Raw genomic sequence first — 22,226 nt, 5'->3', positions numbered from 1 at the left:
TTGTAAGGAGCTACCTAATGGCGACGCTTGCCCCGCACCAGCCTGCCGAACTCGCCCCCGCGCATTGGACCGAGGGAACCCCGAGCGACGAAGCGCTCGCGCATATCCCTGGTGAAGCCGGTTGGCCGATCGTCGGCAACACCTTCAAGATGCTGTCCGACCCGCATGGCCAGACCCGGCGGATGATCGAAAAATACGGACGAGTCTACAAGAGCAAGGCTTTCGGCGGCTGGAACGTCGCACTGATCGGCGCCGAGGCCAATGAAATGGTGCTGATGAACCGCGACAAGGTTTTCAGCTCCGAACAGGGCTGGGGTCCGGTGCTCGACAAGCTCTTCCCGCGTGGGTTGATGCTGATCGATTTCGATCACCACCGTGCCGATCGCCGGGCGCTCTCGATCGCGTTCAAGCCCGGACCCATGCGGCATTACGCGGGCAGCCTGAATCGCGGCATCGCCAAGCGGCTAGACGAATGGGGCACGGGCGAAATGCGGTTCTACCCCGCGATCAAGGAACTCACGCTCGATCTTGCGGCGGACAGTTTCATCGGCATTCCCTGGGGCCCCGAGGCCGACCGGATCAACCGCGCCTTCGTCGACATGGTGCAGGCCAGCGTTGCGCCGGTGCGCAAGCCGCTGCCGTTCACGCAGATGAAGCGCGGGGTCGACGGACGCGCGTTCCTCGTCGATTATTTCACCCGGGAAACGCATCGCCGCCGGGCCGAGGGCGGCGGGCAGGACATGTTCAGCCAGTTCGCGACTGCCGAATATGAAGACGGCAGCCTCATGCCGGTCGACGAGGTGGTCGACCACATGAACTTCCTGATGATGGCGGCGCACGACACGATCACTTCGAGCGCGACCTCGCTGCTCTGGCTGCTGGCCAAGCATCCCGAATGGCAGGATCGGCTGCGCGACGAAGTGATCGCGGTTACCGGGGGTGTCGATGCCCAAGGCCGTGTTCGCGATCTCGACTATGATGATCTGGGCAAGCTCGAACTGACCGACATGGCATTCAAGGAAGCCCTGCGATTCGTCCCGCCGGTGCCCTCGATGCCGCGCCGGGCGCTCAAGAGTTTCGAATATGGCGGCTACCGGATTCCCGCCGGAGCGCATGTCGGCATCAACATCCATTATACGCATCACGACGAAGAGTACTGGGACAATCCCTACGCTTTCGACCCGATGCGCTTCACCCCCGAACAGGTGAAGGCGCGGCACAAATATGCCTGGGTGCCATTCGGTGGCGGGGCGCACATGTGTCTCGGGCTGCACTTCGCCTATATGCAGGTGAAGGTGCTGCTGGCGCAGATGTTGCCGCGTTACCGCGTGGAACTGGCGGCGGGCGATCCCGACTGGCAAGCCTGGCCCATTCCCAAGCCGAAGGACGGATTGAAGATTGCGCTGAAGGCAATCTGATACTTTTCCTTGCCCGCGCGCGACGCGGCACGGCAGGCGCTAGAAGTCGATCGCGATCCCGTCCTTGACCCAGTCGCCGTAGCGCGTCGGGCTCAGCTCCTCCTTGTCGTCGCTCGACTTGGGCGGAGGGGGCGGATCGTTGGTCCAGTGGGCGGGTTTCTCGAACCCTTCGGGACGTTGGGTAGCGCGCTCGGTCATATGTGTGAAATGCGCAAGCTGGCGCACGGTTTCAAGTGCGGGTAGGGGCGCGCAATGGCTCAACCTACCGGAATTCATGCGCGCCGTGCGGCGCTGCGCCTGCTCGACGCGGTCCTGCGTCGCGGCGAAACGCTCGATATCGCCTTTGCGGGCGCCACCAAGGATGTGCGCAAATTCGAGGACAAGGCGCTCGCGCGCGCGATCGCGGGCGAGACGCTGCGCTGGCTGGTCGATCTGGATATTCTGATCGACCGTGCAACGAGGAAAGCGCTCCCGCACGATGCCAAGGCCCGCATGGTCCTGCGGCTCATGCTGGCGCAATGGTTGCGGCTGGAAACGCCGCCGCACGCTGTGGTCGCCACGGGTCTGGACTTGCTCGCGGGCGGACCGCGACGACTGGCGCATGGGGTGTTCTCAACGCTGAGCAAGCGCGAAGCAGCGCTGCCAGACAGGCCCGGCCTACCGGAAGACGTCGCCGCCCGTTGGGGCGAACGCGCGCCTTCGATCGCCGCCGGGCTGGCCGAGCCGCCGCCGCTCGACCTTACGCTCCGCGATCCGGCGCAAACCGCGCATTGGCAGGTCCAGCTATCGGCCGATAGCCTGATGCCGGGCCACCTGCGCCTGCCACGCGGGGCGAATGTCGAGACGCTGCCCGGGTTTGCCGAGGGTGCGTGGTGGGTGCAGGATCTTGCTGCCGCGCTACCCGCGCGGCTCCTGGGACAAGGGGAGGGGCGCCATGTGCTCGACCTGTGCGCCGCGCCCGGCGGCAAGACGCTGCAACTGGCGGCGCAGGGCTGGCAGGTTACCGCGCTCGATATTTCCAAGCGTCGGCTCGACCTGCTCAAGGCCAATCTGAAACGCACCGGGCTGAAAGCAAATACCGTGCGCGCCGACGCGCTGACATGGGAGCCCAAGCACCAGTTCGACGCCATCCTGCTTGACGCGCCCTGCACCGCGACAGGCACCGCGCGGCGTCACCCGGAGGTGCTCCATCGGATCGGCGCGCGGCAGATCGATGAGATGGCCGATTTGCAGTCTGCTCTGCTCGAACGCGCGCGAGGCTGGCTCAAGCCGGGCGGAACGCTGGTTTACGCGACCTGCTCGCTCGAACGCGAGGAGGGCGAGGCGCAGGCGACAGGCGTACCGCTCCCCGTGGCGCCGATCACGCCAGAGGAATTGCCCGCGGGACTGGCCCCTACCGGGGAAGGCTGGTTGCGCACCGATCCCGGCATGCTCGCCGAACACGGCGGGCTGGACGGCTTCTTCGTTGCGCGGTGGCGAGCGAAAGGCTGATTATTCGCCGAGGAAGGCCGTCAATTCCTGGCTGACGAAATCGGGGTCGGTCATCAGCAAATAGTGCGGCGCGTTCTCGCTTGCGGCCAGCGTGACGTCGCCCGATTTCTGCAGGCGGGCAACATAGGCCTCGGCCCCGGCGAATGCCGTCTTGGGATCCCGCTTGCCATGCAAGACCAGCGTCGGCGGCAGCTTTTCGGGCATCCGGCCCAGATCGTCCGGCTCGGCATAGGTCGGGAACCCGCCCGGCAGGAGGTGGCGGGGGAGCGGGCTGGCAAACAGCAGGCCGGCTTCTTCGGCATCGATCGCTTCCGCAGTCTGCGCGGGGCGGCGATTGTTTTCCGAGCGGCTGATCAGGCTCACCAGCGGGATGGAGGAACCGAACTGCGGGAATGCGCTGAAGCTTTGCTGGATGTTCCCCAGTTCGGCCCTTGCATGGTCGAGCCATGCGGTATCGCCGCGCCGAAGTCCTGCAATGACGAAGGGCAGCATGGCCCGGGTACGCGGGAAATCGAGTAAGGCAGCGAGCGTGTATTTCGGGTTGGGGCCGAGCGGTTTCGCAAGCTCGGCATCGGCGAGCAACTCCGCCACTTCCTGTTCGAGCGGTTGGTTGAAATAGCGACTGCAATCGGGCTGCGCGTCGCAATCGCGTAGCACTTGTCGACCTATCCTGTCGGTGATTTGCGAACGCCGACTCAGGTCGTGGCGGACGTCGTCGTCGGCAGGGACAAGCGAATCGAGGATTACACCATCCAGACGTGCAGGCGGGGCGGTGGTGAGCACTCGCAGTACCAGCTGGGTCCCGTAGGATACGCCATAGAGATAACGGCGACCGTCTCCACCGAGCCGGTCCATCAGCAGGCCGAGATCCCGCGCCGCATTACCGATCGAGAAGGAGTGCGTACGCTGGGGATCGCCATGCATCGCGCCGATGCAACTGCCCCACTCTGCACCTTCAAGCGCCATACCACCGGGGCTGCCATTGCTTTCTTCCTCGGGGCACAGACGCGTGGACAGGCCGGTCCCGCGGTGATCGGGAACGATCAGGTCGTAACCGGGTGCCGCCGCGCGGAGCGTGTCGACGAAAGGGTAGAAGGACGCGCCTGATTCCCCCGGACCACCGGCAATCAGCCACAATTCGCCACGCGGGGCTCCATGCGCCGGAAACTTGCGGACGAAGAGGTCAATGGTGTCCGTTTCAACCGCGTCATGATCGAGTGGCACGGCCAGTTGTGCGCATTGCGTGCCACGAAGAGCTTGGTGCGCTTGTGCATCGGCGCAGGCCATGAAATCCGGCTGCTCTACAGGCTCTTCTGCGTTCCCCGGATGGGCCGAACCCAAGGTGAGGAAGGCACAGGCGGCGAGATATCGAGTGAAGGGTGGCACGCTAAGCTCCGGCAATCACGGTAGAATCAGGGCGTAGGTGCCCTTTCTACACACCGCAATGCGAGCCGCCCGCCGCTTCGGCGAACCGCTGCCCGTTATCGACCGCCGACGGTTTCAGCCAGTATTAGGCCCGACAGATAGGCTGCTTCGACACGCGGCCCGATCAGCCAATCGCCGCACACGCCGATGCGCTGCTGCGCGTCCCACGGAGCCTCTTCGCCAGCCGAGCCCGATCGGGCGAAGCGCCAGCGATGCGCGGTGATCGCTAGCCGGGGCGGAAGCGGAGCACCGATGGCGTCAGCCAGCTGATCGAGCAAAGCTGTCTCGACCGCCGTTGCTTCGTCTTCGAGATGCGCGCGCGACCAGTCGGGCGAGGCCTGGACTACCCAGCACTCTGCGGACCCGCGACCGGGCTTGGCATTGTTGCGTGCCGCCCAGCCGATCGCGCCGTGATGGCGGATCGAGTCCTGCTCCGATGGCAGGCGCTGTTCGAAGCCGGCCATGATTGTCCAGCAGGGGTCGGACCTGGTCGCATCGGCGAGATTGCCCATTGCGCTTGCGTGCGGCTCGAGCAGAGGGCCCGCCTGTTCCGCAGGGAGCGCGACCACCACCGCATCGAAACGCCGATCGGGCGCGCCTTCGCCGTCCAGCTGCCAACCGTCACCGTCGCGCAACAATTGCTCGATCCGCGTTCCGAACTGTACGTCGTGCCGTCCAGCCATAGCCTTGATCGGCGCATTCATCGCCGGGGTGCCGACCCACGCATCCTCGCCCGCCGCGTCCCAGCGCGCGACCACGCCTTCGCGCTCCCATCGCGCAACCTGCTCGACGAAACGCGGATCGCGCGCGGTGAAATATTGCGCGCCGTGATCGAAGCGCAGCATCGTGCCGTCCGCTTCCACGCGGCGCGTGGCCATGCGCCCGCCGGGGCCGCGGCCCTTGTCGAACAGGGCGACTTCGTGGCCGAGAGCGGCCAGCCGCGTGGCGCAGCTGAGGCCGGCCATGCCGGCGCCGACGATCGCAATCTGCACCGCCCCGTCCGCCTCAGGCATCGGCCTTGAGATACTTCTGGAAACTCCTGCGCAGTTTCATCAGCTTCGGCGGGATTACCGCCTGGCAGTAGGGATTGCGCTGGCCTTCGCCTTCCCAATATTCCTGATGGTAGTCCTCGGCCGGGTACCAGGTCCCGGTTTCGATCGTGGTCACGGCTTCCTGGCCGGGATGCTCGGCATTCCACCGGGCAATCGCGGCGCGCGCTTCTTCTTCCTGTCCTTCGAGCGGGAAGATGGCGCTGCGGTATTGCGTGCCGACATCGTTGCCCTGACGGTTGAGCTGGGTCGGATCATGCGTTCCCATGAACACGTCGAACAGCTGCTCGAGCGATATCTGCGCGTCGTCGAAGGTCACGCGGACGCCTTCGGCATGGCCGGTGTTGCCGGTGCAGACCTCCTTGTAGGTCGGATCGGGCTTGTCGCCGCCGATATAGCCGCTTTCGACTTCGCTGACACCGATCACGTCCTTCATCACCGCCTCGGTGCACCAGAAGCATCCACCGGCAACGATCGCTTGTTGTTGAGCCATCTCGTCAATCTCCTTGTGCGCAGCAGATAGGAAGCGGTCTTCGCCTTGTCATCCACCTGCGGCACGTCCAGAACATGCACCATCAATTCCAGGGAGATCTTTTGCCATGCGCCTGATGCTGACTGCCGCCGTTGCCGCCTTCATTGCGACCCCGCTTGCCGCCGACCATCATGCGGGCGATCTCGCCGGCGTTCTGGCGGCCGATCTGCGCGACGATGACCGTGCGCGCGATCAATACCGCAACCCCGCAGAAACGCTCGAGTTCTTTCAAGTCACGCCCGCTATGACCGTGGCCGAATACGGCCCGGGTGGCGGCTGGTACACCCGGGTCCTCGCGCCCTATCTGCAGGGTTCGGGCAAATATATCGCCTTCGATCAGGACAGCGACGGACGCACCTACCAGAACCGCGCCCAGGAAGTGCGGGCGAAGGGCTGGACCGAACGTTTCAAGGCGGATGTGGCGGCGATGACCGGTGTCGAGGCCGATACGGTAACCGCTTTCGAGATCGACGAAATGCCCGAGGAACTAGCCGGGACGGTCGATCGCGTGCTGATCTTCCGCTCGATGCACGGGCTCAACATCGGCAATGCGGCCGACGACGTGCTCAAGGCAGCGCGGGTCATGCTGAAGGATGACGGCATGGTCGGCGTGGTCCAGCACCGCGCACCCGAAGGAGCGAGCTACGACGATTACGGCGCGCGCCAGCGCGGCTACATGCGCAAGCAGGATGTCGTCGCTATCTTTGCCGCCAACGGTTTCGAACTGGCCGGGGAAAGCGAAATCAACGCCAACCCGAACGACCCGGCGAACTGGGAAGGCGGGGTGTGGACGCTGCCGCCGGTGCTGCGTTACGGCGACAAGGATCGTGCGAAATACGAGGCGATCGGTGAAAGCGACCGCATGACGCTGCTGTTCCGCAAGGCGCAGTAAGCATTGCCCGGGCGGCGGCGGTTACCTATCTCCGCGCGTATGAGAGAACTGACCGTCGCCGTCCTGCAATTGCCGCTCGCCCGTCCCGAGCCGGCCGATAACATCGCTGCCGTCTCCGCGCTGGTGGAGGACGCTGCTGGCAAGGGCGCGCAGGTCATCTTGCCGCCGGAGCTATTTGCGGGCGAATATTTCTGTCGCGAGGAAGAAGAGGCTTTGTTCGACCTCGCGTATCCCACGCTCGAGAGCCCGAGCGTGCAGGCAATGCAGAAGCTCGCGGCGAAGCTCGAAGTGGCGATCCCGACGAGTTTCTTCGAACGCGACGGCCACCACTATTACAACACGCTGGCCATGGTCGGACCCGACGGCGAAATCATGGGGACCTATCGCAAGAGCCATATCCCCGACGGGCCGGGTTACGAGGAAAAGTACTATTTCCGCCCTGGCAATGACGGGTTCAAGGTATGGGACGTGTTCGGCACGCGCATCGGCGTGGGGATCTGCTGGGACCAGTGGTATCCCGAATGTGCGCGGGTGATGGCACTCAAGGGCGCCGAAGTGCTGTTCTATCCCACCGCCATCGGGTCCGAACCCTATGATGCGGATCTCGACACCAGCCGCATGTGGCGCCGCGCGATGATCGGCCATGCCGTTTCCAATTGCATGCCTGTTTGCGCTGCCAACCGGATCGGGCACGAAGGGCCCGCCGACCGCCAGCAAAGCTTCTACGGCCACAGCTTCATCAGCGACGAATGGGGCGATCTGGTCAGCCAGTTCGGCGCCGACCAGCAGGGCGTGTTGCTGGCGACGCTCGACCTCGAACGGGCGAAAAAGCATCGCGCGGGGATGGGCTTCTTCCGCGATCGCCGCCCGCAGCTCTACGGCCGCATTGCCGAAGACATCTGACCGCGCGATGCGCGCGGCGCGCGGGTCGGGAAGCGAGCCCGGACTGGGGCACGAGCATCGCTATCTGGTGGCGCTCGGCTCCAACCGGAGGCTGCCCGGCATCGGCGGCCCGCGTGCGGTTCTGGACGCGGCGGTGGCTGCGCTGAGCGAAAGTGGCTGGCGCGTGGTCGCATTCGCGCGTCCGGTCGCCAGCGCACCGATCGGGCCGTCGCTGCGCCGCTATGCCAATGGCGCCGTGCTGATCGCCGGCGATCGCGATCCGCACGCGGCGTTGCTGGACCTGCAGCGGATAGAAACGGCCTTCGGACGCCGCCGCCGCGGCCAGCGATGGCGCTCGCGCACGCTCGATCTCGACATCGTGCTGTGGAGCGGGGGCGCGTGGCACGAGCCGTGCCTGACTATTCCGCATCCGCTTTTTCGCGATCGGGACTTCGTCCTCCGGCCCGCCGCGCAAATCGCCCCGCACTGGCGCGACCCGGTGACCGGGCGGACGCTGCGGCAACTTGCCGCACGGCATGGACGACAAAGCTGACACGATTGCCGCATCCCCCGCTTGACCGCCCGCAAGAGCGCCCCTAGGTGGCACGCCGTGGTCGGGCCGTTAGCTCAGTCGGTAGAGCAACTGACTTTTAATCAGTAGGTCGCTGGTTCGAACCCAGCACGGCTCACCACCCCAGATTTTCGCCCCGAAGGCCGGTGCGCCGGCACCCACCGTCCGGAGCATCTTGCCCATGAAAACCCGCGCCGCCGTCGCCTTTGCCCCCAAGCAACCGCTCGAAATCGTCGAGCTGGACCTCGAAGGGCCCAAGGCGGGCGAAGTGCTGGTCGAGATAATGGCCACGGGCATCTGCCATACCGACGCCTACACGCTCGACGGGCACGACAGCGAGGGCATCTTCCCCTCGGTTCTCGGCCACGAAGGCGCCGGGATCGTGCGTGAAGTCGGCGCCGGCGTTACCAGCGTGAAGCCGGGCGATCACGTCATCCCGCTCTACACGCCCGAGTGTCGCCAGTGTAAATCGTGCCTCAGCGGCAAGACCAATCTGTGTACCGCGATCCGGGCCACGCAGGGTCAGGGGCTGATGCCCGACGGGACCACGCGCTTTTCCTACAAGGGCGAGCCGATCTTCCATTACATGGGCTGCTCGACCTTCTCGAACTTCACCGTCCTGCCCGAAATCGCGGTCGCTAAGATCCGCGAAGACGCGCCCTTCCAGACAAGCTGCTACGTCGGCTGCGGCGTCACCACCGGTGTCGGCGCGGTGACCAATACCGCCAAGGTGCAGGTGGGCGATAATGTCGTGGTGTTCGGCCTCGGCGGGATCGGGCTCAACGTGATCCAGGGCGCGCGGCTGGCCGGGGCGGGGATGATCGTGGGTATCGATATCAATTCCGACCGCGAGGAATGGGGCCGCAAGTTCGGCATGACCCACTTCCTCAACACCAAGGGCATGAGCCGCGACGAAATTGTCGCCAAGGTGGTCGAAATGACCGATGGCGGGGCGGACTACACGTTCGACTGCACGGGCAACACCGAGGTCATGCGCACCGCGCTCGAAGCCTGCCATCGCGGTTGGGGCACCTCGATCGTCATCGGCGTGGCCGAGGCGGGCAAGGAAATTGCCACGCGTCCGTTCCAGCTGGTGACGGGTCGCAACTGGCGCGGCACTGCCTTCGGCGGAGCCAAGGGGCGCACCGACGTGCCCAAGATCGTCGACTGGTACATGGACGGCAAGATCGAGATCGACCCGATGATCACCCATGTTTTGTCGCTCGAGGAAATCAACAAGGGCTTCGACCTGATGCATTCGGGCGAAAGCATCCGCAGCGTGGTGGTATTCTGATGGCAGGAAAACTTTATCCCGATGCCGCGACGGCCCTCGACGGGCTGCTCAAGGACGATCTGCTCATTGCCAGCGGCGGCTTCGGCCTTTGCGGCATTCCCGAACGGTTGCTGACCGCCATCCGCGACAGCGGGGTGAAGGGGCTGACTTTCGCCAGCAACAATGCGGGGATCGACAATGAAGGCATCGGCATGCTGCTGCGCACGCAGCAGGTGAAAAAGATGATCTCTTCCTATGTCGGCGAGAACAAGGAATTCGAGCGCCAGTTTCTCTCGGGCGAGCTCGAGGTCGAATTCTGTCCGCAGGGCACACTGGCCGAGCGCATGCGTGCCGGCGGCGCGGGCATCCCCGGGTTCTACACCAAGACCGGTGTCGGCACGCAGGTGGCCGAGGGGAAGGAGCACAAGGACTTCGTCAATCGCGACGGCGTGAGCGAGACCTATATCCTCGAACACGGCATTTTTGCCGACCTCGCGATCGTCAAGGCGTGGAAGGCGGATGAAACCGGCAATCTCGTGTTCCGCAAGACCGCGCGCAATTTCAACCTGCCTGCCGCGACATGTGGCAAGGTCTGTGTGGTCGAGGTCGAGGAAGTTGTGCCCGCGGGAACCCTCGATCCCGACAGCATCCACCTGCCGGGCGTTTATGTGCAGCGCATGATCGTGGGCGCCCCCTACGACAAGAAGATCGAATTCGAGACCACCCGCGAAAGGGAGAGCGCCTGATGAGATGGGATCGCAACCAGATGGCTGCCCGCGCCGCGCAGGAGCTGCAGGACGGCTATTACGTCAATCTCGGCATCGGTATCCCGACGCTGGTCGCCAACCACATTCCCGAAGGCATGCATGTCACGTTGCAGAGCGAGAACGGCATGCTCGGCATCGGTCCGTTCCCTTACCCGGACGAGGTCGATGCGGACCTGATCAATGCGGGCAAGCAGACCATCAGCGAACTGCCGCACAGCGCCTATTTCGACAGCGCCGCCAGCTTCGCCATGATCCGCGGCGGGCATATCGACCTGACCGTGCTCGGCGCGATGGAAGTCGCGCAGAACGGCGACATCGCCAACTGGATGATCCCGGGCAAGATGATCAAGGGCATGGGCGGCGCGATGGACCTCGTCGCCGGGGTCAAGAAAATCATCGTGGTGATGGACCACAACGCCAAGGACGGCAGCCCCAAGTTCATTCCCGAATGCACGCTTCCGCTGACCGGGCAGAATGTCGTCGACATGATCGTCACCAATCTGGCGGTGTTCCAGCGGCCCGACCACGACAGCCCCTTCCGGCTCGTCGAGCTGGCGCCGGGTGTTACCGCCGATGAAATCGCTGCAAAGACCACCGCCAAATACGAAGTCGCGCTCTAAGCATGGCGGGCGGGATCGAGACGGTATCGGAAAATCGCAGCCATGGCGGCGTGCAGGGCGTCTACCGTCATGCCTCCGCCAGTACCGGGACCGGGATGACCTTCTCGGTCTTCGTCCCGCCACATGAAGACGGCGCGAAGCTGCCGGTGTTGTGGTTCCTGTCGGGGCTGACCTGCACCCACGCCAATGTCACCGAGAAGGGCGAATTCCGCGCCGCCTGCGCCGAGCACGGGATCATCTTCGTTGCGCCAGACACCTCGCCCCGCGGTGAGGGCGTGCCCGACGACGAGGCCTATGACTTCGGGCAGGGCGCGGGCTTCTATGTCGATGCGACGCAGGCACCCTGGGCGCGGCATTTCCGGATGCGCAGCTATATCGAGCAGGAACTGCCCGCGCTGCTGGCCGAGCATTTTCCCGCCGACATGCAGCGGCAGGCGATCAGCGGCCATTCGATGGGCGGCCACGGCGCGCTGACGATCGGCCTGCGCAATTCCGACCGTTTCCGTTCGATCAGCGCCTTTTCGCCGATCGTCAGCCCGCTGAACTGCCCATGGGGCGACAAGGCGCTGGGTGGCTATCTGGGCGATGCTCGCGGCACCTGGCGCGAGTACGATGCCTGCGCGCTGATCGAAGACGGTGCGCGCCATGCGAACCTGCTGGTCGACCAGGGCACGGCGGACAATTTCCTCGAGGAACAGCTCAAGATCGATCTGCTGGTCGATGCCTGCAAATCCGCCGACATTCCGGCGGACATCCGCATGCAGACCGGCTACGACCATTCCTATTACTTCATCTCGAGTTTCATGGCCGAGCATGTCGGCTGGCACGCGCGCCATCTGCAAGGCTGAACGCTTGGCGGGATAGTTTTGCGCCAGCCATGCGTTGGGGCAGCATGATCTTCGATACCACTTGGCTCGATATCGCTGCGCGCGGCATACTTCTGGCGGCCGCCGCCATACTGTGGGTGGTGGTCTTGGTGCGGATCAATGGGCTGCGCTCGCTGTCCAAGATGACCAATTTTGACTTCGTCATGACCGTCGCGCTCGGCAGCCTCGTCGCGGGTGCGGCGCAGGCGAGCGACTGGAAAGCCTTTGCACAGGCCATGGTGGCCATGGCGGGGCTGTTCCTCGTTCAGTTCCTAGCCGCGCGGATCCGCAAATCGTCCGACAGGGCTGAGGATGCGATGCAGAACGATCCGGTCTTCCTGATGCGCAACGGCGAATTCTGTGACGCTGCTCTGAAGAACACGCGCGTCGCCAAGAGCGATCTGATCGCCAAGCTGCGCGAGGCCAATGTGCTCGATTACGGGCAGGTTCGCGCCGTAGTGCTCGAAACCACAGGCGACGTGTCAGTGCTGCACGGCGACCATCTCGACGAGACTCTCATCGAGAATGTGAAGCGCGTCTAGCGGCGGTCGAGCCAGCGCGCGAAGACGACGCCCCCGGTGATCAGGAACGGTACCAGCACGATGCTGAGCGCGACCTTGGCAAGCACCTGGCCGATCAGGAGGTTGGTGATTTCGAACTGGCCGTAGAATGCCAGCGTGATGAAAATCACCGAATCGATTGCCTGGCTGAGTGCCGAAGCCACCGCGCCGCGCGCCATCAGCGATAGCGTGGACCCGCCCTCGGAGGACCCACGCAAGCGTGAGAATATCCACACATTGAGCAACAGCGAGACGATATAGGCGGCGGGGCCCGCCATCCAGACGCGCCACAGCGTCGCATGGACCCGCTCGAAGGCGGCCAGATCGTCACCGCGGAGCTCGACCATCTCGACCGAGGCGGGAAGGTTGAGCACCAGCTGCATCAGCAAGGAGGCGAGCAGGAGCGGCACGAAACCCCACCAGACGATGCGGTTGGCGATTTTTTCGCCGTAAAGCTGCGCCATCGTGCTCGAGATGACGACCAGCAGCAGGAAGGCGAAAATGCCCGATTCGACCGCCAGTTCGGTCGGCCAGAGCTGGACCTGCTTGTACGCGAGTACGCCCGCCAGAACCGTCATCCCGCCATAGACCAGCGTATAGACGAACAACCCCAAGGGCATGGCTGCAGCGGCGAGACGGGTCTCGTTGGCGGGTTGGGTCATCACTCGGCCTCGACAAGTTTCGTGGACGGCGAGGCCGTCGGCGGTTCCCGAAAATTGACTATTGGGGCGGCGCACGCAAGACAGCGGCTGATTTCATCCGCAACTTGTCCCCGCCGAAGGAAACCGATGACACCCATTCTGATCAATCTCGTCGGTATCCTGGCGATCCTGCTGATCGCTTTCCTGCTTTCGACGGGCAAGCGCCGAATCAGCCTGCGGGTGGTCGCATCGGCTTTTGCGCTGCAGGCGCTGATGGCGCTACTGGTGCTGCGCACGCCATGGGGCGTCCAGCTGATCCAGGCGCTGTCGAACGGGGTGATCGCGCTGCTCGACTACTCGAAGGTCGGGATCGAGGCGGTGTTCGGGCCGATGGGAGAGAATCCCTTCACCAACACCTTCGTCATCGCCGCGCTTCCGGTGATCGTCTTCTTCGCCGCGATCGTATCGATCCTCTATCATTGGGGGATCATGCAGCGGCTGGTGCGCTGGGTCGGCGGCGCAATCGGGTGGATTACGGGGATCAGCAAGGTCGAAGCGCTGGGCAGCGCGGCCAATATCTTCGTCGGCCAGTCGGAAAGCCCGCTGGTGGTTCGCCCCTATCTTGCCGCACTCACGCCCAGCCGGCTGTTCACGCTGATGAGCGTGGGCATGGCCGGTGTCGCAGGGACCATCCTTGCCGCCTATGCCAGCTTCATCGGCGCCGAAGCGGTGCCGTTCCTGCTCGCGGCGGCCTTCATGTCGGCGCCTGGCGGAATCCTCATGGCCAAGATCATCATGCCCGATGACGACAGCGTGCTGGCGCGTGACGCGGCGCAGATGGCAGGGGTCGATCCCGAAGGCGAGATCGTGCTGCCGAAGACGCGCATCAGCGCCGAAGGACCCGCTGCGCTGACCGAAGGCGGCAAGGCGCACGAGGTCGAGGTGGCCGAGACGTTCGAGGAGGGGCACAAGCCCGCCAACGTCATCGAGGCGGCGGCACAGGGCACGCAAACGGGCGTCAAGCTCGCGGTCGCGGTGGGGGCGATGGTGATGGTATTCGTCGCGCTGGTCGCGCTGGCGAATGGCATCCTCGGCGGGGTCGGCGGGATGTTCGGTTATCCCGACGTCAGCTTCCAGCAATTGCTCGGCTTCGTCTTCGCGCCGGTCATGTATCTGATCGGGATCCCCTGGGAGCAGGCGGGTGCCGCTGGCGGTCTGTTCGGCACCAAGATCGTGCTCAACGAATTCGTCGCCTTCATCGATCTGGGGGCGATGGATGCCAGCGTCCTTTCCGACCGGAGCCGTGCAATCGTCACTTTCGCGCTGTGCGGTTTCGCCAATTTCAGCTCGATCGCGATCCAGATGGCGGTGACCGGGGGGCTGGCTCCCAACCAGCGCCCGGTGATCGCCAAGCTCGGCCTGCGCGCGCTTGCGGCGGGCAGCCTGGCCAATCTGATGAGCGCGGCGCTGGCGGGACTCTTCCTGCCGTATTAAAGGACCGGTCCATTATGACCGATTCGAACACCGATATCGCGGTTGTGTCGCTGGCACAGCCGCTCGAGACCATTGCCGACGACCTGGGGCGCAGCTTTCGCGAATACGGCTTCGCCGTCATCCGCGATCACGGTATCCCGCAGGAATTGATCGACCGGGCAGAAGCCCTGGCGAAGGAATTCTTCGCTCTGCCCGACGAGGTGAAGCGGGCCTATCACATCCCCGGCGGTGGCGGCGCGCGCGGTTACACGCCGTTCGGCACGGAGAAAGCCAAGGACGCCAAGGTCCACGATCTCAAGGAATTCTGGCATGTCGGCCGCGAGTTGCCCGAAGGGCATCCGCTCGCGGAATTCATGGCCGCGAACGTCTGGCCCTCCGAAGTTGCGGGATTTCGAGAAACCTTCGGCGAGCTTTATGGTGCATTCGAGGAAGCCGGCGGTCGCGTGCTCGAAGGCATAGCGTTGCACCTCGGGCTCGATCGCGGCTTCTTTGCGCCCACCGTCGAAGATGGCAATTCGGTAATGCGCCTGCTGCGCTATCCGCCGCTAGAGGGTGCGGAAGCCGAAGGCGCGATCCGTGCTGCCGCCCACGGCGACATCAACACCATCACGCTGCTCCTTGGGGCAGAGGAAGCGGGGCTCGAACTGCTGACCGCGCAGGGGGACTGGAAAGCCGTCGCCCCGCCCGAAGGTGCGCTCGTGGTCAACGTCGGCGACATGCTCGACCGGCTGACCAACGGCCGGCTGCGTTCGACCACGCACCGGGTGGTAAACCCGCGCGGCGACGCCGCTTACCGGGCGCGCTATTCGATGCCCTTCTTCCTGCATTTCCGTCCCGATTACATCATCGAGACGCTGCCTTCCTGCATCGACCCTGCGCATCCTGACGGTCACCCCGCGCCGATTTCGAGTCACGATTTTCTCATGCAGCGCCTGCGCGAGATCAACCTCGCCTGACGCCCTGCCGGGCAGCGCTATTTGTGGCAAATTGGCAACGGTTCCCTGAAGAACGGAATTCGTTGCCTTTTTGCAACTACCATAAATGGCTGAAATTCGGTGGTTTTTATGCTGCCCCTGCGAACGCGTCTCGCACCTGCAACATATGTCTTGATCTTGTCATAAAAAGATAGCTTTGCCGCAACGTCCTCCCGCCAGAGGGAGCGCGGCTTTGACGCATCAGCCCACTTTTAACGAGACGAAGGGATCATCTCGATGAAGTTCAAATATCTCCTGGCTGCTTCGGTGGTCAGCACCGCCAGCGCCATGGTTGCCGCTCCGGCAGCCGCACAGTCGACCGGCTCGGTCGATTTCGAAGACTCAGTCATCATCGTTTCCGGTGCCCGCGCAGGCGACGTCGGTGGCGTAGATGTGCCCGAAACGCCCAAGGCCAAGCAGGTCCTCGGCGAAGAGATCATCCGTCGCCAGCGCCCCGGCCAGACGGTCAACGACATCGTAAACCTGGTTCCGGGCGTCAGTTTCCAGAACAACGACCCCTGGGGTTCGTCGGGCGGTAGCTTCACGATCCGCGGCTTCGACGACAGCCGTATCTCGCAGACCCTCGACGGTCTGCCGCTGAACGATTCGGGCAATTACGCGCTCTACACCAACCAGCAGGTCGACCCCGAAGTCCTCGAAGAGATCAACGTCAACCTCGGGATCACCGATGTCGACAGCCCGACCGCCTCGGCAGTCGGCGGCACGATCAACATTCGCACCCGCGAGCCCGCCGATGATTTCGGCGTTACCATGACGCTGACTGCCGGCGACATCTTCGCCGAAGGCAACAACGAAAACTACGACCGCAGTCGCCTCTACGGTCGCGGCTTCGTGATGATCGACACCGGCGACATCACCGGCATGGGCACCAAGGCTTTCGTCTCGGCCAGCTACACGCGTTATAACAACCCGTTCAATAATTACGGTGTTGTCGAGAAGCAGCAGTACAACGGCCGCATTTGGCAGGATCTCGGCGACAATGGCGACTTCGTCGCAGTTGCCGGCCACTACAACCAGAACCGCAACAATTTCTTCGGTTCGGTTCCGCTCCGCAACGATCCGACGCTCAGCCCGGGTTCTGGCTTCTTCAATCGCTTCCCTTTCACCAAGGAAGAACGGTTCTACGAAATCAACTACCCCTGCACCGTGCAGGGCCCGACGCCCGGAACTGCTGGAAGCGACAACAATTGCGGCGCGGAATTCGATCGTCGCTTCAATCCGTCGAACACCGGCAACATCCGCGGTTCGTCGCGTTTCACGCTGGCAGACGGCCTCATCCTGACGGTCGATCCGAGCTACCAGTACGTCAAGGCCAATGGCGGCGGCGACGAAGAGCTGCTGGAGGGCACCCGCAATGTCGGCGGTGTCGACATGACCGGCTTCATCGCGGGACGCTACTATTTCGGTCGCGACCTCAACGGCGACGGCGACATGCTTGACGAGGTCACCGGCCACGATCCGAGCCAGACGCGTACGCACCGCTATGGTGTGATCGCAAACCTCGCCTACGAGATTACGCCCGATCACCGCGTTCGCCTGAGCTATACCTATGACGATGCGAACCACCGTCAGACCGGTCAGACCTCGGTCGCTCTGTTCAACGGCGAAATCGCCGATGTATTCCCCGTCAACAACCCGCTCGTCACGGCCGACGGCTTCGTGCTCAACAAGCGTGACCGCCAGTCCTTCGCGACCCTGCATCGCGTTGCGGGCGAATATCGCGGCCGCTTCGGTGATTTCACTGCGGTCCTTGGCCTCAGCGCACCGTTCTTCCGTCGCGAACTGAACCAGTTCTGCTATACGACGTCGGCTAGCGGTTTCCTCGATTGCGTCGGTGGCGTGAACGCTGCCTACGAAGCGGCTAACCCCTATGTGACCGATCCGACCACGGGTGAAGTCATCAGCGGTTCGGCTCCGCCGCAGTCGCGTACCTACAATTACGACAAGCTGCTGCCCAACGTCGGCTTCATCTACGAGTTCGGTGATGCATCGATCTTCGGTAACTACGGCAAGGGCCTGTCGGTCCCGGGTACGGACGAGCTCTACGACTCGATCTACTTCCCCGATGTCGAAAGCGCGCGCCCGGTACCCGAAACCACCGACAGTTTCGACCTTGGCCTGCGTTACCAGAGCGGCAACATCCAGGCTCAGCTGGTCGGCTGGTACACCAAGTACAACAACCGGCGTGCGACAGCCTACGATCCGATCCTCGACGAAACGATCACGCGTAACCTCGGCGTTGTCGACAAGTACGGTATCGACGCATCGATCGCGTACAGCCCGACCAATGACACGCTGCTCTACGTTTTCGGTTCGCTCAACGAATCCGAAATCAAGGATGACGTGCAGCTGGGTGCGGGATCCTTCGCCCAGACGGCCGGTAAGCGCGAAAGCGGTGCCCCGACCTTCACTGTCGGTGCTCGCGGTCAGTACAACTTCGGCCCCGCCGAATTCGGCGTTCAGGTCAAGCACACTGGCAAGCGCTACGTGAACGACGAGAACCTGCCGCTCACGACCGGCTTCCCGGCAACTGTAGATTCCTACACGCTGGTCGATCTCGACCTTCGTATTCGCCTCGGCGAGTACTTCAACGGTCGCGATGCTGCGGTACAGTTCAACATCACCAACCTCTTCGACGAACTCTACGTCGGCGGTTTCGGTGGTGGTTTGACCGCTGGCGACCTGCCCTTCGTGCAGATCGGCCCGCCGCGTGCAGCCAGCGTCTCGCTGATCCTCGGCTACTAATCACGGCTTCTGCGGGGCTTCGGTCCCGCGGGCAGAACACGGGGCGGCCCTCTTCGCGAGGGCCGCCCTTTTTCGTGTGTGCTGGACCGGGGTGGGTGTCGCTGTCATGATCGCGCCATGGTTCAGCCTTCGACGCGCTATTCGCAGACCCGCAAACGCCTCAATCCATGGGTGATCGCGCTGATCGCGCTGATCCATGTCGCGCTGTTCTACCTGCTGGCGCGGGCGCTGGCCCCCACGGCTGTGGCCGGGGTGGAGCGCACCGTCGTTTCCGCCTTCAGCGTCACCGTCACCACCCCCGAGGAGGAGCCCGAGCCGACCGCGCCCGAACCCGAGGGCGCGCAGGGCGAGCCGGGGCGCGAGGCGGTGCCCGCCCCGGTGACGGCGCCCGAACCGGAACGGCGGCTGCGCGAGGATCCGCCCGCGCCGCGCGCCTCGTCCACCGGCACCGCCGACAGCGCGGGTGCGACGGACGAGGGGCAGGGCACCGGGCGTACGGGCAGCGGCGAGGGTACGGGCAGTGGCGAAGGCGGCGGCGGCCAAGGCGGCGGCGCGGCAACCAAGCCGGTGCTCGTGCGTGCTATCACCGATGCGAGCGCATTCCCCATCCCACCGGGCGGGCGACAGGCGCGGATCGGTGAATCGGTGATCGTGCGCCTGAGCGTTTCGGCTCAGGGCCGCGCTACCGCGTGCAGCATCTATCGCCCCAGTCCGTTTCCCGAGACCGATGCCGCCGTCTGCCGGTTGGCGCTTGAGCAATTGCGGTTCGAACCTGCACGCGATGGCGCGGGTAATCCGGTGGCAGCGACCTTTTACTATCGCCAGCGCTTCTTCAACTGAACCGCGCCGCGCATGGCGAAAGGGCTATTCTGCTGCGGCACTACCCAAGATCTCGCGCAGTTCGTCCTTGCCGTAGGGCTTGGTCAGGAGGCCTGCCGCACCGAGTTCTTCGAGCCGGTCCTGCATCTCGCCGTAACCCGTCGCCAGCCAGAAGGGCACGCCCAGTTCCTTGAGCTTGCGTGCTATGGGCTCGCTGTTTTCCTTGCCGAGGTTGTAATCGAGGATCGCCAGCGCGGGCGTGGACTTGCCCAGCGCATCGAGCGCCGCAGCCACCGAACTTTCGACCTCGACCTTCTCGACCCCCAATTCGTGCAAGCAATCCTCGGCATCGAGAGCGATGATCATGCTGTCTTCGACCAGCAGGACGCTTTCGGGCAAGTCATTGGTCGGGGTTCGAGAGGGGGCAGCCTGCGGGTCCACCGGGCCGTCGCGGCCGTCGCGTGCGCGCCATTCGACGTACCGGGCGGGAATGCAAAAGCGCGCCTCGACGCCTTCGAGGCGATAGCTGATTTCGGCAGTGCCGCCCAATTCGTGCGGGATCGAGCGATCGATGATCGTGCTGCCGAAACCGCGCCTTTGCGGTGGCTTGACCGGAGGACCGCCGCGTTCGCGCCAGTCGACGCAGAGCCCGGCGTCATCGTCGCGACTGACTTCGATCTTTAGCGTCCCGGTCTGGTCGCTCAACGACCCGTACTTGGCCGAGTTGGTGATCATTTCGTGCATCACCAGGGCCATGACCGTGTAGGCTTCGGGTGCGATCATCGCTTCGAGCCCGGTCAGTTCGAGCCGGTCGTTTTGCGCGGCGATATAAGCGTTGATTTCGGTCTCGATCAGTTCCGAGAACGGGGCGTGCGACCAGTTGCCCTTGGTGATGTTGTCATGCGCCGAGGCCAGCGAACGGACGCGGCCGGCGACGATTTCGACGAACCCTTCGATATCGCGTGCTTCGCCTTTCGACTGGTTGATCAATCCGCGGATGAGATTGAGGATGTTGCGCACGCGGTGGTTGAGTTCGGCAATCAGCAATTCCTGCTGCTGCTGCGCGCGGGCGCGCTCGGTTACCGCTTCGTCGGTGAGGCGCAGGATGATCTCGAGCAAGGTGACACGCAGGCCCTCGGCAATCTCGACCTCCGCGCTGGTCCACTTCTCAGCGCGCCCCTCGACCGTTTCCTGCCATGCCTCGAAGCTCTTGCGGGGAGTGAGACGCGCCCCGTTGGGGCCGGTCTCGACCGGCTTTTCGGGATTGCCCGCCCAGGTTACCGTTTGTTGCAGCGGTTTGCGCCACAGCACCAGATAGTCACGCGGAGTCCGCGAAACGGGGATGATGAGCGCACCGACCGCACGATCGGCGAACCGCTCGGCACGCGGCAAGCGATCAGCGATAGCATCGCTGGCGAGGATGCGACTGGTCGCAGCGGCGTTGAGGCTCGGCACGATCGCGCGGAACTCTTCCTCGTTCGGCGCGGCGCCGCGGGCGTCGTAGATATCCTCGACGAAGATGCTGGCCCCGTCATGCGGGATCGCCTGCTGGATGACCGACTCGATCATCGGCAGGCTGGACGATAGTGGCGTACCCGCGGCCACATCGCGCATCAGCTTGGTATGCATTTCGCGCCCGCGCTCGCGCCGCTCGGCGATCTGCCGGGCGAGCGTGCGATCGAGCGTCAGCGAGAAATACTCCGAGAACAGCTCCGCCGCGGTGCGCTGCGAATAGGGCAGCAATTTGGGCCCGTAATGGTGGCAGGCGAACAGCCCCCACAGCTTGCCGCCGATGATGATCGAGATCGACAGCGAGGCGCCCACGCCCATGTTCTTGAGATATTCGATATGGATCGGTGAAACCGCCCGGAGGGAACTCATGCTGAGATCGAGCGGATCACCATCGATCGACACGCCCGGTTCGATCGGGACCGGTTGAGCATCGACATCGGCGATGATGCGGAAGCGGTTGCGCACGTACAGCGCGCGCGCCTGGTCGGGAATATCCGATCGCGGGTAGCGCAGCCCATGGAACTTCTCGAGATCGTCGCGCGCTGCCTCGGCAATGACTTCGCCCGACAGATCGTCGCGGAAGCGATAGACCATCACCCGGTCGATCTGCAGCGCCATCCGCAGCTGGCGCGCCGCTTCGGCGACCAGCGATTCGACTTCGGTATGCTTTTCGAGCCGGTTCATGATCGGCCGCAGGACAGCGAGCTGGCGATTCAGATCGCCTTCGACATGCCGCTCGATCTCGATCACGGTGTTGCCACCCGAAGTGTGCAGCGCACAGTCTAACAGGTCACCGTCCTCGAACAGGGCGATACCGAAGATCCGTTCGACCTGATCGGGAAAGGACAGCGCGGCCGCCGAACTGCGCAGCTGTTCGAGCGCAGCGGGGGCGATAATCCGGCTGAGCCGCGCCCCGATATCGAGGTCGCGACCCGCGCCGAGGATCTCTTCCAGATTGGTCGAGCGATGCGCCACGAACCAATCGGCATTGACCGCGATCAGCGCGCCGAAGTCCTGTATGCGACCGAGCTGGTGGATCGGCTCGCGATCGCAATTGGTGAGATTGACGTCCTGCGGGTTCATCATGCCGCCTTACGCATTGCGCTGCCCGAGGCAACCGCATCGAAATGCGCAAAGGTCGTCCGTGCGGCGCGCAGCGCGCCCGTATCGGCCCCTGGGGCGTGGGGTTGGCGGAGCCGGGGCAAGAGGCTGCGCCAGTATTCCATCATCGCCGGATCGGAAAGGAACCGCACCGGCAGTTCCGGTTCGGCGCGTTCGAGCTGTACCAGCAATGCCCGGTTGCCCAGCGCCGATCCCGCCAGGACCCAGCACAGGCCGAATGGGTCGTCGTCCTGTTCGAGCTGGAAGCCCGGGACATCTTCGGGCACGGTTTCGCCCACGGATGCAAGATCTTCGGCGATCAGCGCGCATTGTTTGGGCGGAGCGGTGTCGGGAAGGTGCAGACCCAGCCAGCTTTCGATCCCTCGCCGCGCTCGATACTGCATTGCGAGGAAGGCCGCATAGCTTGCACGATCGCCCAGCGCCATTGCGCCGAGCCGCTCGTCGAGACGAGCGTGATCATCGGCCGTGCCCCGCCTGAGAAAATCCCTGAGACTGGATCCCGTCCCGCTTGATACCGGCATACGCGCGGCCCCATTCACCAACAAATTGCCC

Annotated in this window: 21 protein-coding genes and 1 tRNA gene; 15 read left to right on the top strand and 7 right to left on the bottom strand. The window is 64.1% G+C overall.

The window, feature by feature from the left end; translation table 11 throughout:
• Positions 1-17 precede the first annotated feature (17 nt).
• Positions 18-1,418 carry a cytochrome P450 gene (locus FHS69_RS11410; protein WP_166777795.1) on the top strand — a complete coding sequence of 467 codons (1,401 nt, stop codon included), beginning with the start codon at positions 18-20 and terminating at the stop codon, positions 1,416-1,418.
• A 39-nt stretch (positions 1,419-1,457) separates the two neighbouring features.
• Here the strand turns inward: FHS69_RS11410 and FHS69_RS11405 are convergent, their stop codons facing one another.
• The gene (locus FHS69_RS11405; protein ID WP_151886399.1) at positions 1,458-1,616 is read right to left on the bottom strand and encodes a DUF1674 domain-containing protein; all 159 of its coding nucleotides are present in this window, start codon (positions 1,614-1,616) and stop codon (positions 1,458-1,460) included.
• Positions 1,617-1,670: 54 nt separating this feature from the next.
• On the opposite strand from FHS69_RS11405, the gene FHS69_RS11400 reads away from it, so the two are divergent.
• Positions 1,671-2,909 (top strand): RsmB/NOP family class I SAM-dependent RNA methyltransferase, encoded by a 1,239-nt coding sequence (locus FHS69_RS11400; protein WP_166777794.1) that lies wholly within the window; start codon positions 1,671-1,673, stop codon positions 2,907-2,909.
• Here FHS69_RS11400 and FHS69_RS11395 read toward each other — a convergent pair whose 3' ends face one another.
• From FHS69_RS11395 to msrA, 3 genes are all read right to left on the bottom strand, one after another.
• Complete coding sequence (locus FHS69_RS11395) at positions 2,910-4,295, bottom strand: alpha/beta fold hydrolase (RefSeq protein ID WP_166777793.1); 1,386 nt, start codon at positions 4,293-4,295, stop codon at positions 2,910-2,912.
• Positions 4,296-4,390: 95 nt separating this feature from the next.
• Positions 4,391-5,347 (bottom strand): NAD(P)/FAD-dependent oxidoreductase, encoded by a 957-nt coding sequence (locus FHS69_RS11390; protein ID WP_208380329.1) that lies wholly within the window; start codon positions 5,345-5,347, stop codon positions 4,391-4,393.
• Positions 5,340-5,876: a peptide-methionine (S)-S-oxide reductase MsrA gene (gene msrA, locus FHS69_RS11385; RefSeq protein WP_067468699.1), complete on the bottom strand. Its 537-nt coding sequence runs from the start codon at positions 5,874-5,876 to the stop codon at positions 5,340-5,342. Before msrA ends, FHS69_RS11390 begins: the two co-directional genes overlap by 8 nt.
• A gap of 106 nt (positions 5,877-5,982) precedes the next feature.
• Here msrA and FHS69_RS11380 point away from each other — a divergent pair, with 106 nt between their 5' ends.
• The 9 genes from FHS69_RS11380 to FHS69_RS11340 all read left to right on the top strand — a co-directional run bounded on the left by FHS69_RS11380 (position 5,983) and on the right by FHS69_RS11340 (position 12,328).
• Complete coding sequence (locus FHS69_RS11380; RefSeq protein ID WP_067505781.1) at positions 5,983-6,807, top strand: class I SAM-dependent methyltransferase; 825 nt, start codon at positions 5,983-5,985, stop codon at positions 6,805-6,807.
• 39 nt (positions 6,808-6,846) lie between these two features.
• Entirely contained in the window at positions 6,847-7,710 is an 864-nt protein-coding gene (gene aguB / locus FHS69_RS11375; RefSeq protein WP_166777792.1) for an N-carbamoylputrescine amidase, read from the top strand.
• Positions 7,694-8,242 (top strand): 2-amino-4-hydroxy-6-hydroxymethyldihydropteridine diphosphokinase, encoded by a 549-nt coding sequence (folK, locus tag FHS69_RS11370; protein ID WP_341801784.1) that lies wholly within the window; start codon positions 7,694-7,696, stop codon positions 8,240-8,242. Before aguB ends, folK begins: the two co-directional genes overlap by 17 nt.
• A gap of 63 nt (positions 8,243-8,305) precedes the next feature.
• A tRNA-Lys gene (locus tag FHS69_RS11365) sits at positions 8,306-8,381 on the top strand.
• A gap of 60 nt (positions 8,382-8,441) precedes the next feature.
• Positions 8,442-9,554: an S-(hydroxymethyl)glutathione dehydrogenase/class III alcohol dehydrogenase gene (locus FHS69_RS11360; RefSeq protein ID WP_067468712.1), complete on the top strand. Its 1,113-nt coding sequence runs from the start codon at positions 8,442-8,444 to the stop codon at positions 9,552-9,554.
• Entirely contained in the window at positions 9,554-10,279 is a 726-nt protein-coding gene (locus FHS69_RS11355; protein ID WP_130587204.1) for a CoA transferase subunit A, read from the top strand. The genes FHS69_RS11360 and FHS69_RS11355 overlap by 1 nt, the downstream gene beginning before the upstream one ends.
• Positions 10,279-10,920 (top strand): CoA transferase subunit B, encoded by a 642-nt coding sequence (locus FHS69_RS11350; protein WP_166777791.1) that lies wholly within the window; start codon positions 10,279-10,281, stop codon positions 10,918-10,920. Before FHS69_RS11355 ends, FHS69_RS11350 begins: the two co-directional genes overlap by 1 nt.
• Positions 10,921-10,922: 2 nt before the next feature.
• The gene (gene fghA / locus FHS69_RS11345) at positions 10,923-11,768 is read left to right on the top strand and encodes an S-formylglutathione hydrolase (protein ID WP_208380328.1); all 846 of its coding nucleotides are present in this window, start codon (positions 10,923-10,925) and stop codon (positions 11,766-11,768) included.
• A gap of 44 nt (positions 11,769-11,812) precedes the next feature.
• Positions 11,813-12,328, top strand: coding sequence for a DUF421 domain-containing protein (locus tag FHS69_RS11340; protein WP_166777790.1), 516 nt, complete (start codon positions 11,813-11,815; stop codon positions 12,326-12,328).
• On the opposite strand, the gene FHS69_RS11335 is transcribed toward FHS69_RS11340, so the two are convergent.
• Complete coding sequence (locus FHS69_RS11335; protein WP_166777789.1) at positions 12,325-13,008, bottom strand: queuosine precursor transporter; 684 nt, start codon at positions 13,006-13,008, stop codon at positions 12,325-12,327. The two genes, FHS69_RS11340 and FHS69_RS11335, sit on opposite strands and share 4 nt — an antisense overlap.
• A gap of 126 nt (positions 13,009-13,134) precedes the next feature.
• Between FHS69_RS11335 and FHS69_RS11330 the strand changes: the two genes are divergently transcribed.
• The 4 genes from FHS69_RS11330 (at position 13,135) to FHS69_RS11315 (ending at position 19,061) form a co-directional block, all read left to right on the top strand.
• Positions 13,135-14,481 (top strand): NupC/NupG family nucleoside CNT transporter, encoded by a 1,347-nt coding sequence (locus tag FHS69_RS11330; RefSeq protein ID WP_166777788.1) that lies wholly within the window; start codon positions 13,135-13,137, stop codon positions 14,479-14,481.
• A 14-nt stretch (positions 14,482-14,495) separates the two neighbouring features.
• Positions 14,496-15,437 (top strand): isopenicillin N synthase family dioxygenase, encoded by a 942-nt coding sequence (locus FHS69_RS11325; protein ID WP_166777787.1) that lies wholly within the window; start codon positions 14,496-14,498, stop codon positions 15,435-15,437.
• Between the two features lie 255 nt (positions 15,438-15,692).
• Positions 15,693-18,221, top strand: a complete 2,529-nt coding sequence (locus tag FHS69_RS11320; RefSeq protein ID WP_166777786.1) for a TonB-dependent receptor — start codon at positions 15,693-15,695, stop codon at positions 18,219-18,221.
• 117 nt (positions 18,222-18,338) lie between these two features.
• The gene (locus tag FHS69_RS11315; RefSeq protein ID WP_166777785.1) at positions 18,339-19,061 is read left to right on the top strand and encodes a TonB family protein; all 723 of its coding nucleotides are present in this window, start codon (positions 18,339-18,341) and stop codon (positions 19,059-19,061) included.
• A 24-nt stretch (positions 19,062-19,085) separates the two neighbouring features.
• On the opposite strand, the gene FHS69_RS11310 is transcribed toward FHS69_RS11315, so the two are convergent.
• Positions 19,086-21,635, bottom strand: coding sequence for an HWE histidine kinase domain-containing protein (locus FHS69_RS11310; protein ID WP_166777784.1), 2,550 nt, complete (start codon positions 21,633-21,635; stop codon positions 19,086-19,088).
• Complete coding sequence (locus FHS69_RS11305; RefSeq protein ID WP_166777783.1) at positions 21,635-22,195, bottom strand: biliverdin-producing heme oxygenase; 561 nt, start codon at positions 22,193-22,195, stop codon at positions 21,635-21,637. The genes FHS69_RS11310 and FHS69_RS11305 overlap by 1 nt, the downstream gene beginning before the upstream one ends.
• Positions 22,196-22,226: the final 31 nt, after the last annotated feature.

Source organism: Qipengyuania flava (assembly GCF_011762005.1).
GTDB lineage: Bacteria > Pseudomonadota > Alphaproteobacteria > Sphingomonadales > Sphingomonadaceae > Qipengyuania > Qipengyuania flava.
This window is presented reverse-complemented; position numbering and strand designations above follow the sequence as displayed.

Excerpts from the sequence above, each read along its gene's own strand:
- FHS69_RS11410 (WP_166777795.1), top strand. The coding sequence starts at position 18 with ATGGCGACGCTTGCCCCGCACCAGCCTGCCGAACTCGCCCCCGCGCAT.
- FHS69_RS11405 (WP_151886399.1), bottom strand. The coding sequence starts at position 1,616 with ATGACCGAGCGCGCTACCCAACGTCCCGAAGGGTTCGAGAAACCCGCC.
- FHS69_RS11400 (WP_166777794.1), top strand. The coding sequence starts at position 1,671 with ATGGCTCAACCTACCGGAATTCATGCGCGCCGTGCGGCGCTGCGCCTG.
- FHS69_RS11390 (WP_208380329.1), bottom strand. The coding sequence starts at position 5,347 with ATGCCTGAGGCGGACGGGGCGGTGCAGATTGCGATCGTCGGCGCCGGC.
- msrA (WP_067468699.1), bottom strand. The coding sequence starts at position 5,876 with ATGGCTCAACAACAAGCGATCGTTGCCGGTGGATGCTTCTGGTGCACC.
- FHS69_RS11380 (WP_067505781.1), top strand. The coding sequence starts at position 5,983 with ATGCGCCTGATGCTGACTGCCGCCGTTGCCGCCTTCATTGCGACCCCG.
- aguB (WP_166777792.1), top strand. The coding sequence starts at position 6,847 with ATGAGAGAACTGACCGTCGCCGTCCTGCAATTGCCGCTCGCCCGTCCC.
- FHS69_RS11360 (WP_067468712.1), top strand. The coding sequence starts at position 8,442 with ATGAAAACCCGCGCCGCCGTCGCCTTTGCCCCCAAGCAACCGCTCGAA.
- FHS69_RS11355 (WP_130587204.1), top strand. The coding sequence starts at position 9,554 with ATGGCAGGAAAACTTTATCCCGATGCCGCGACGGCCCTCGACGGGCTG.
- FHS69_RS11350 (WP_166777791.1), top strand. The coding sequence starts at position 10,279 with ATGAGATGGGATCGCAACCAGATGGCTGCCCGCGCCGCGCAGGAGCTG.
- fghA (WP_208380328.1), top strand. The coding sequence starts at position 10,923 with ATGGCGGGCGGGATCGAGACGGTATCGGAAAATCGCAGCCATGGCGGC.
- FHS69_RS11340 (WP_166777790.1), top strand. The coding sequence starts at position 11,813 with ATGATCTTCGATACCACTTGGCTCGATATCGCTGCGCGCGGCATACTT.
- FHS69_RS11335 (WP_166777789.1), bottom strand. The coding sequence starts at position 13,008 with ATGACCCAACCCGCCAACGAGACCCGTCTCGCCGCTGCAGCCATGCCC.
- FHS69_RS11330 (WP_166777788.1), top strand. The coding sequence starts at position 13,135 with ATGACACCCATTCTGATCAATCTCGTCGGTATCCTGGCGATCCTGCTG.
- FHS69_RS11325 (WP_166777787.1), top strand. The coding sequence starts at position 14,496 with ATGACCGATTCGAACACCGATATCGCGGTTGTGTCGCTGGCACAGCCG.
- FHS69_RS11320 (WP_166777786.1), top strand. The coding sequence starts at position 15,693 with ATGAAGTTCAAATATCTCCTGGCTGCTTCGGTGGTCAGCACCGCCAGC.
- FHS69_RS11315 (WP_166777785.1), top strand. The coding sequence starts at position 18,339 with ATGGTTCAGCCTTCGACGCGCTATTCGCAGACCCGCAAACGCCTCAAT.
- FHS69_RS11310 (WP_166777784.1), bottom strand. The coding sequence starts at position 21,635 with ATGAACCCGCAGGACGTCAATCTCACCAATTGCGATCGCGAGCCGATC.
- FHS69_RS11305 (WP_166777783.1), bottom strand. The coding sequence starts at position 22,195 with ATGCCGGTATCAAGCGGGACGGGATCCAGTCTCAGGGATTTTCTCAGG.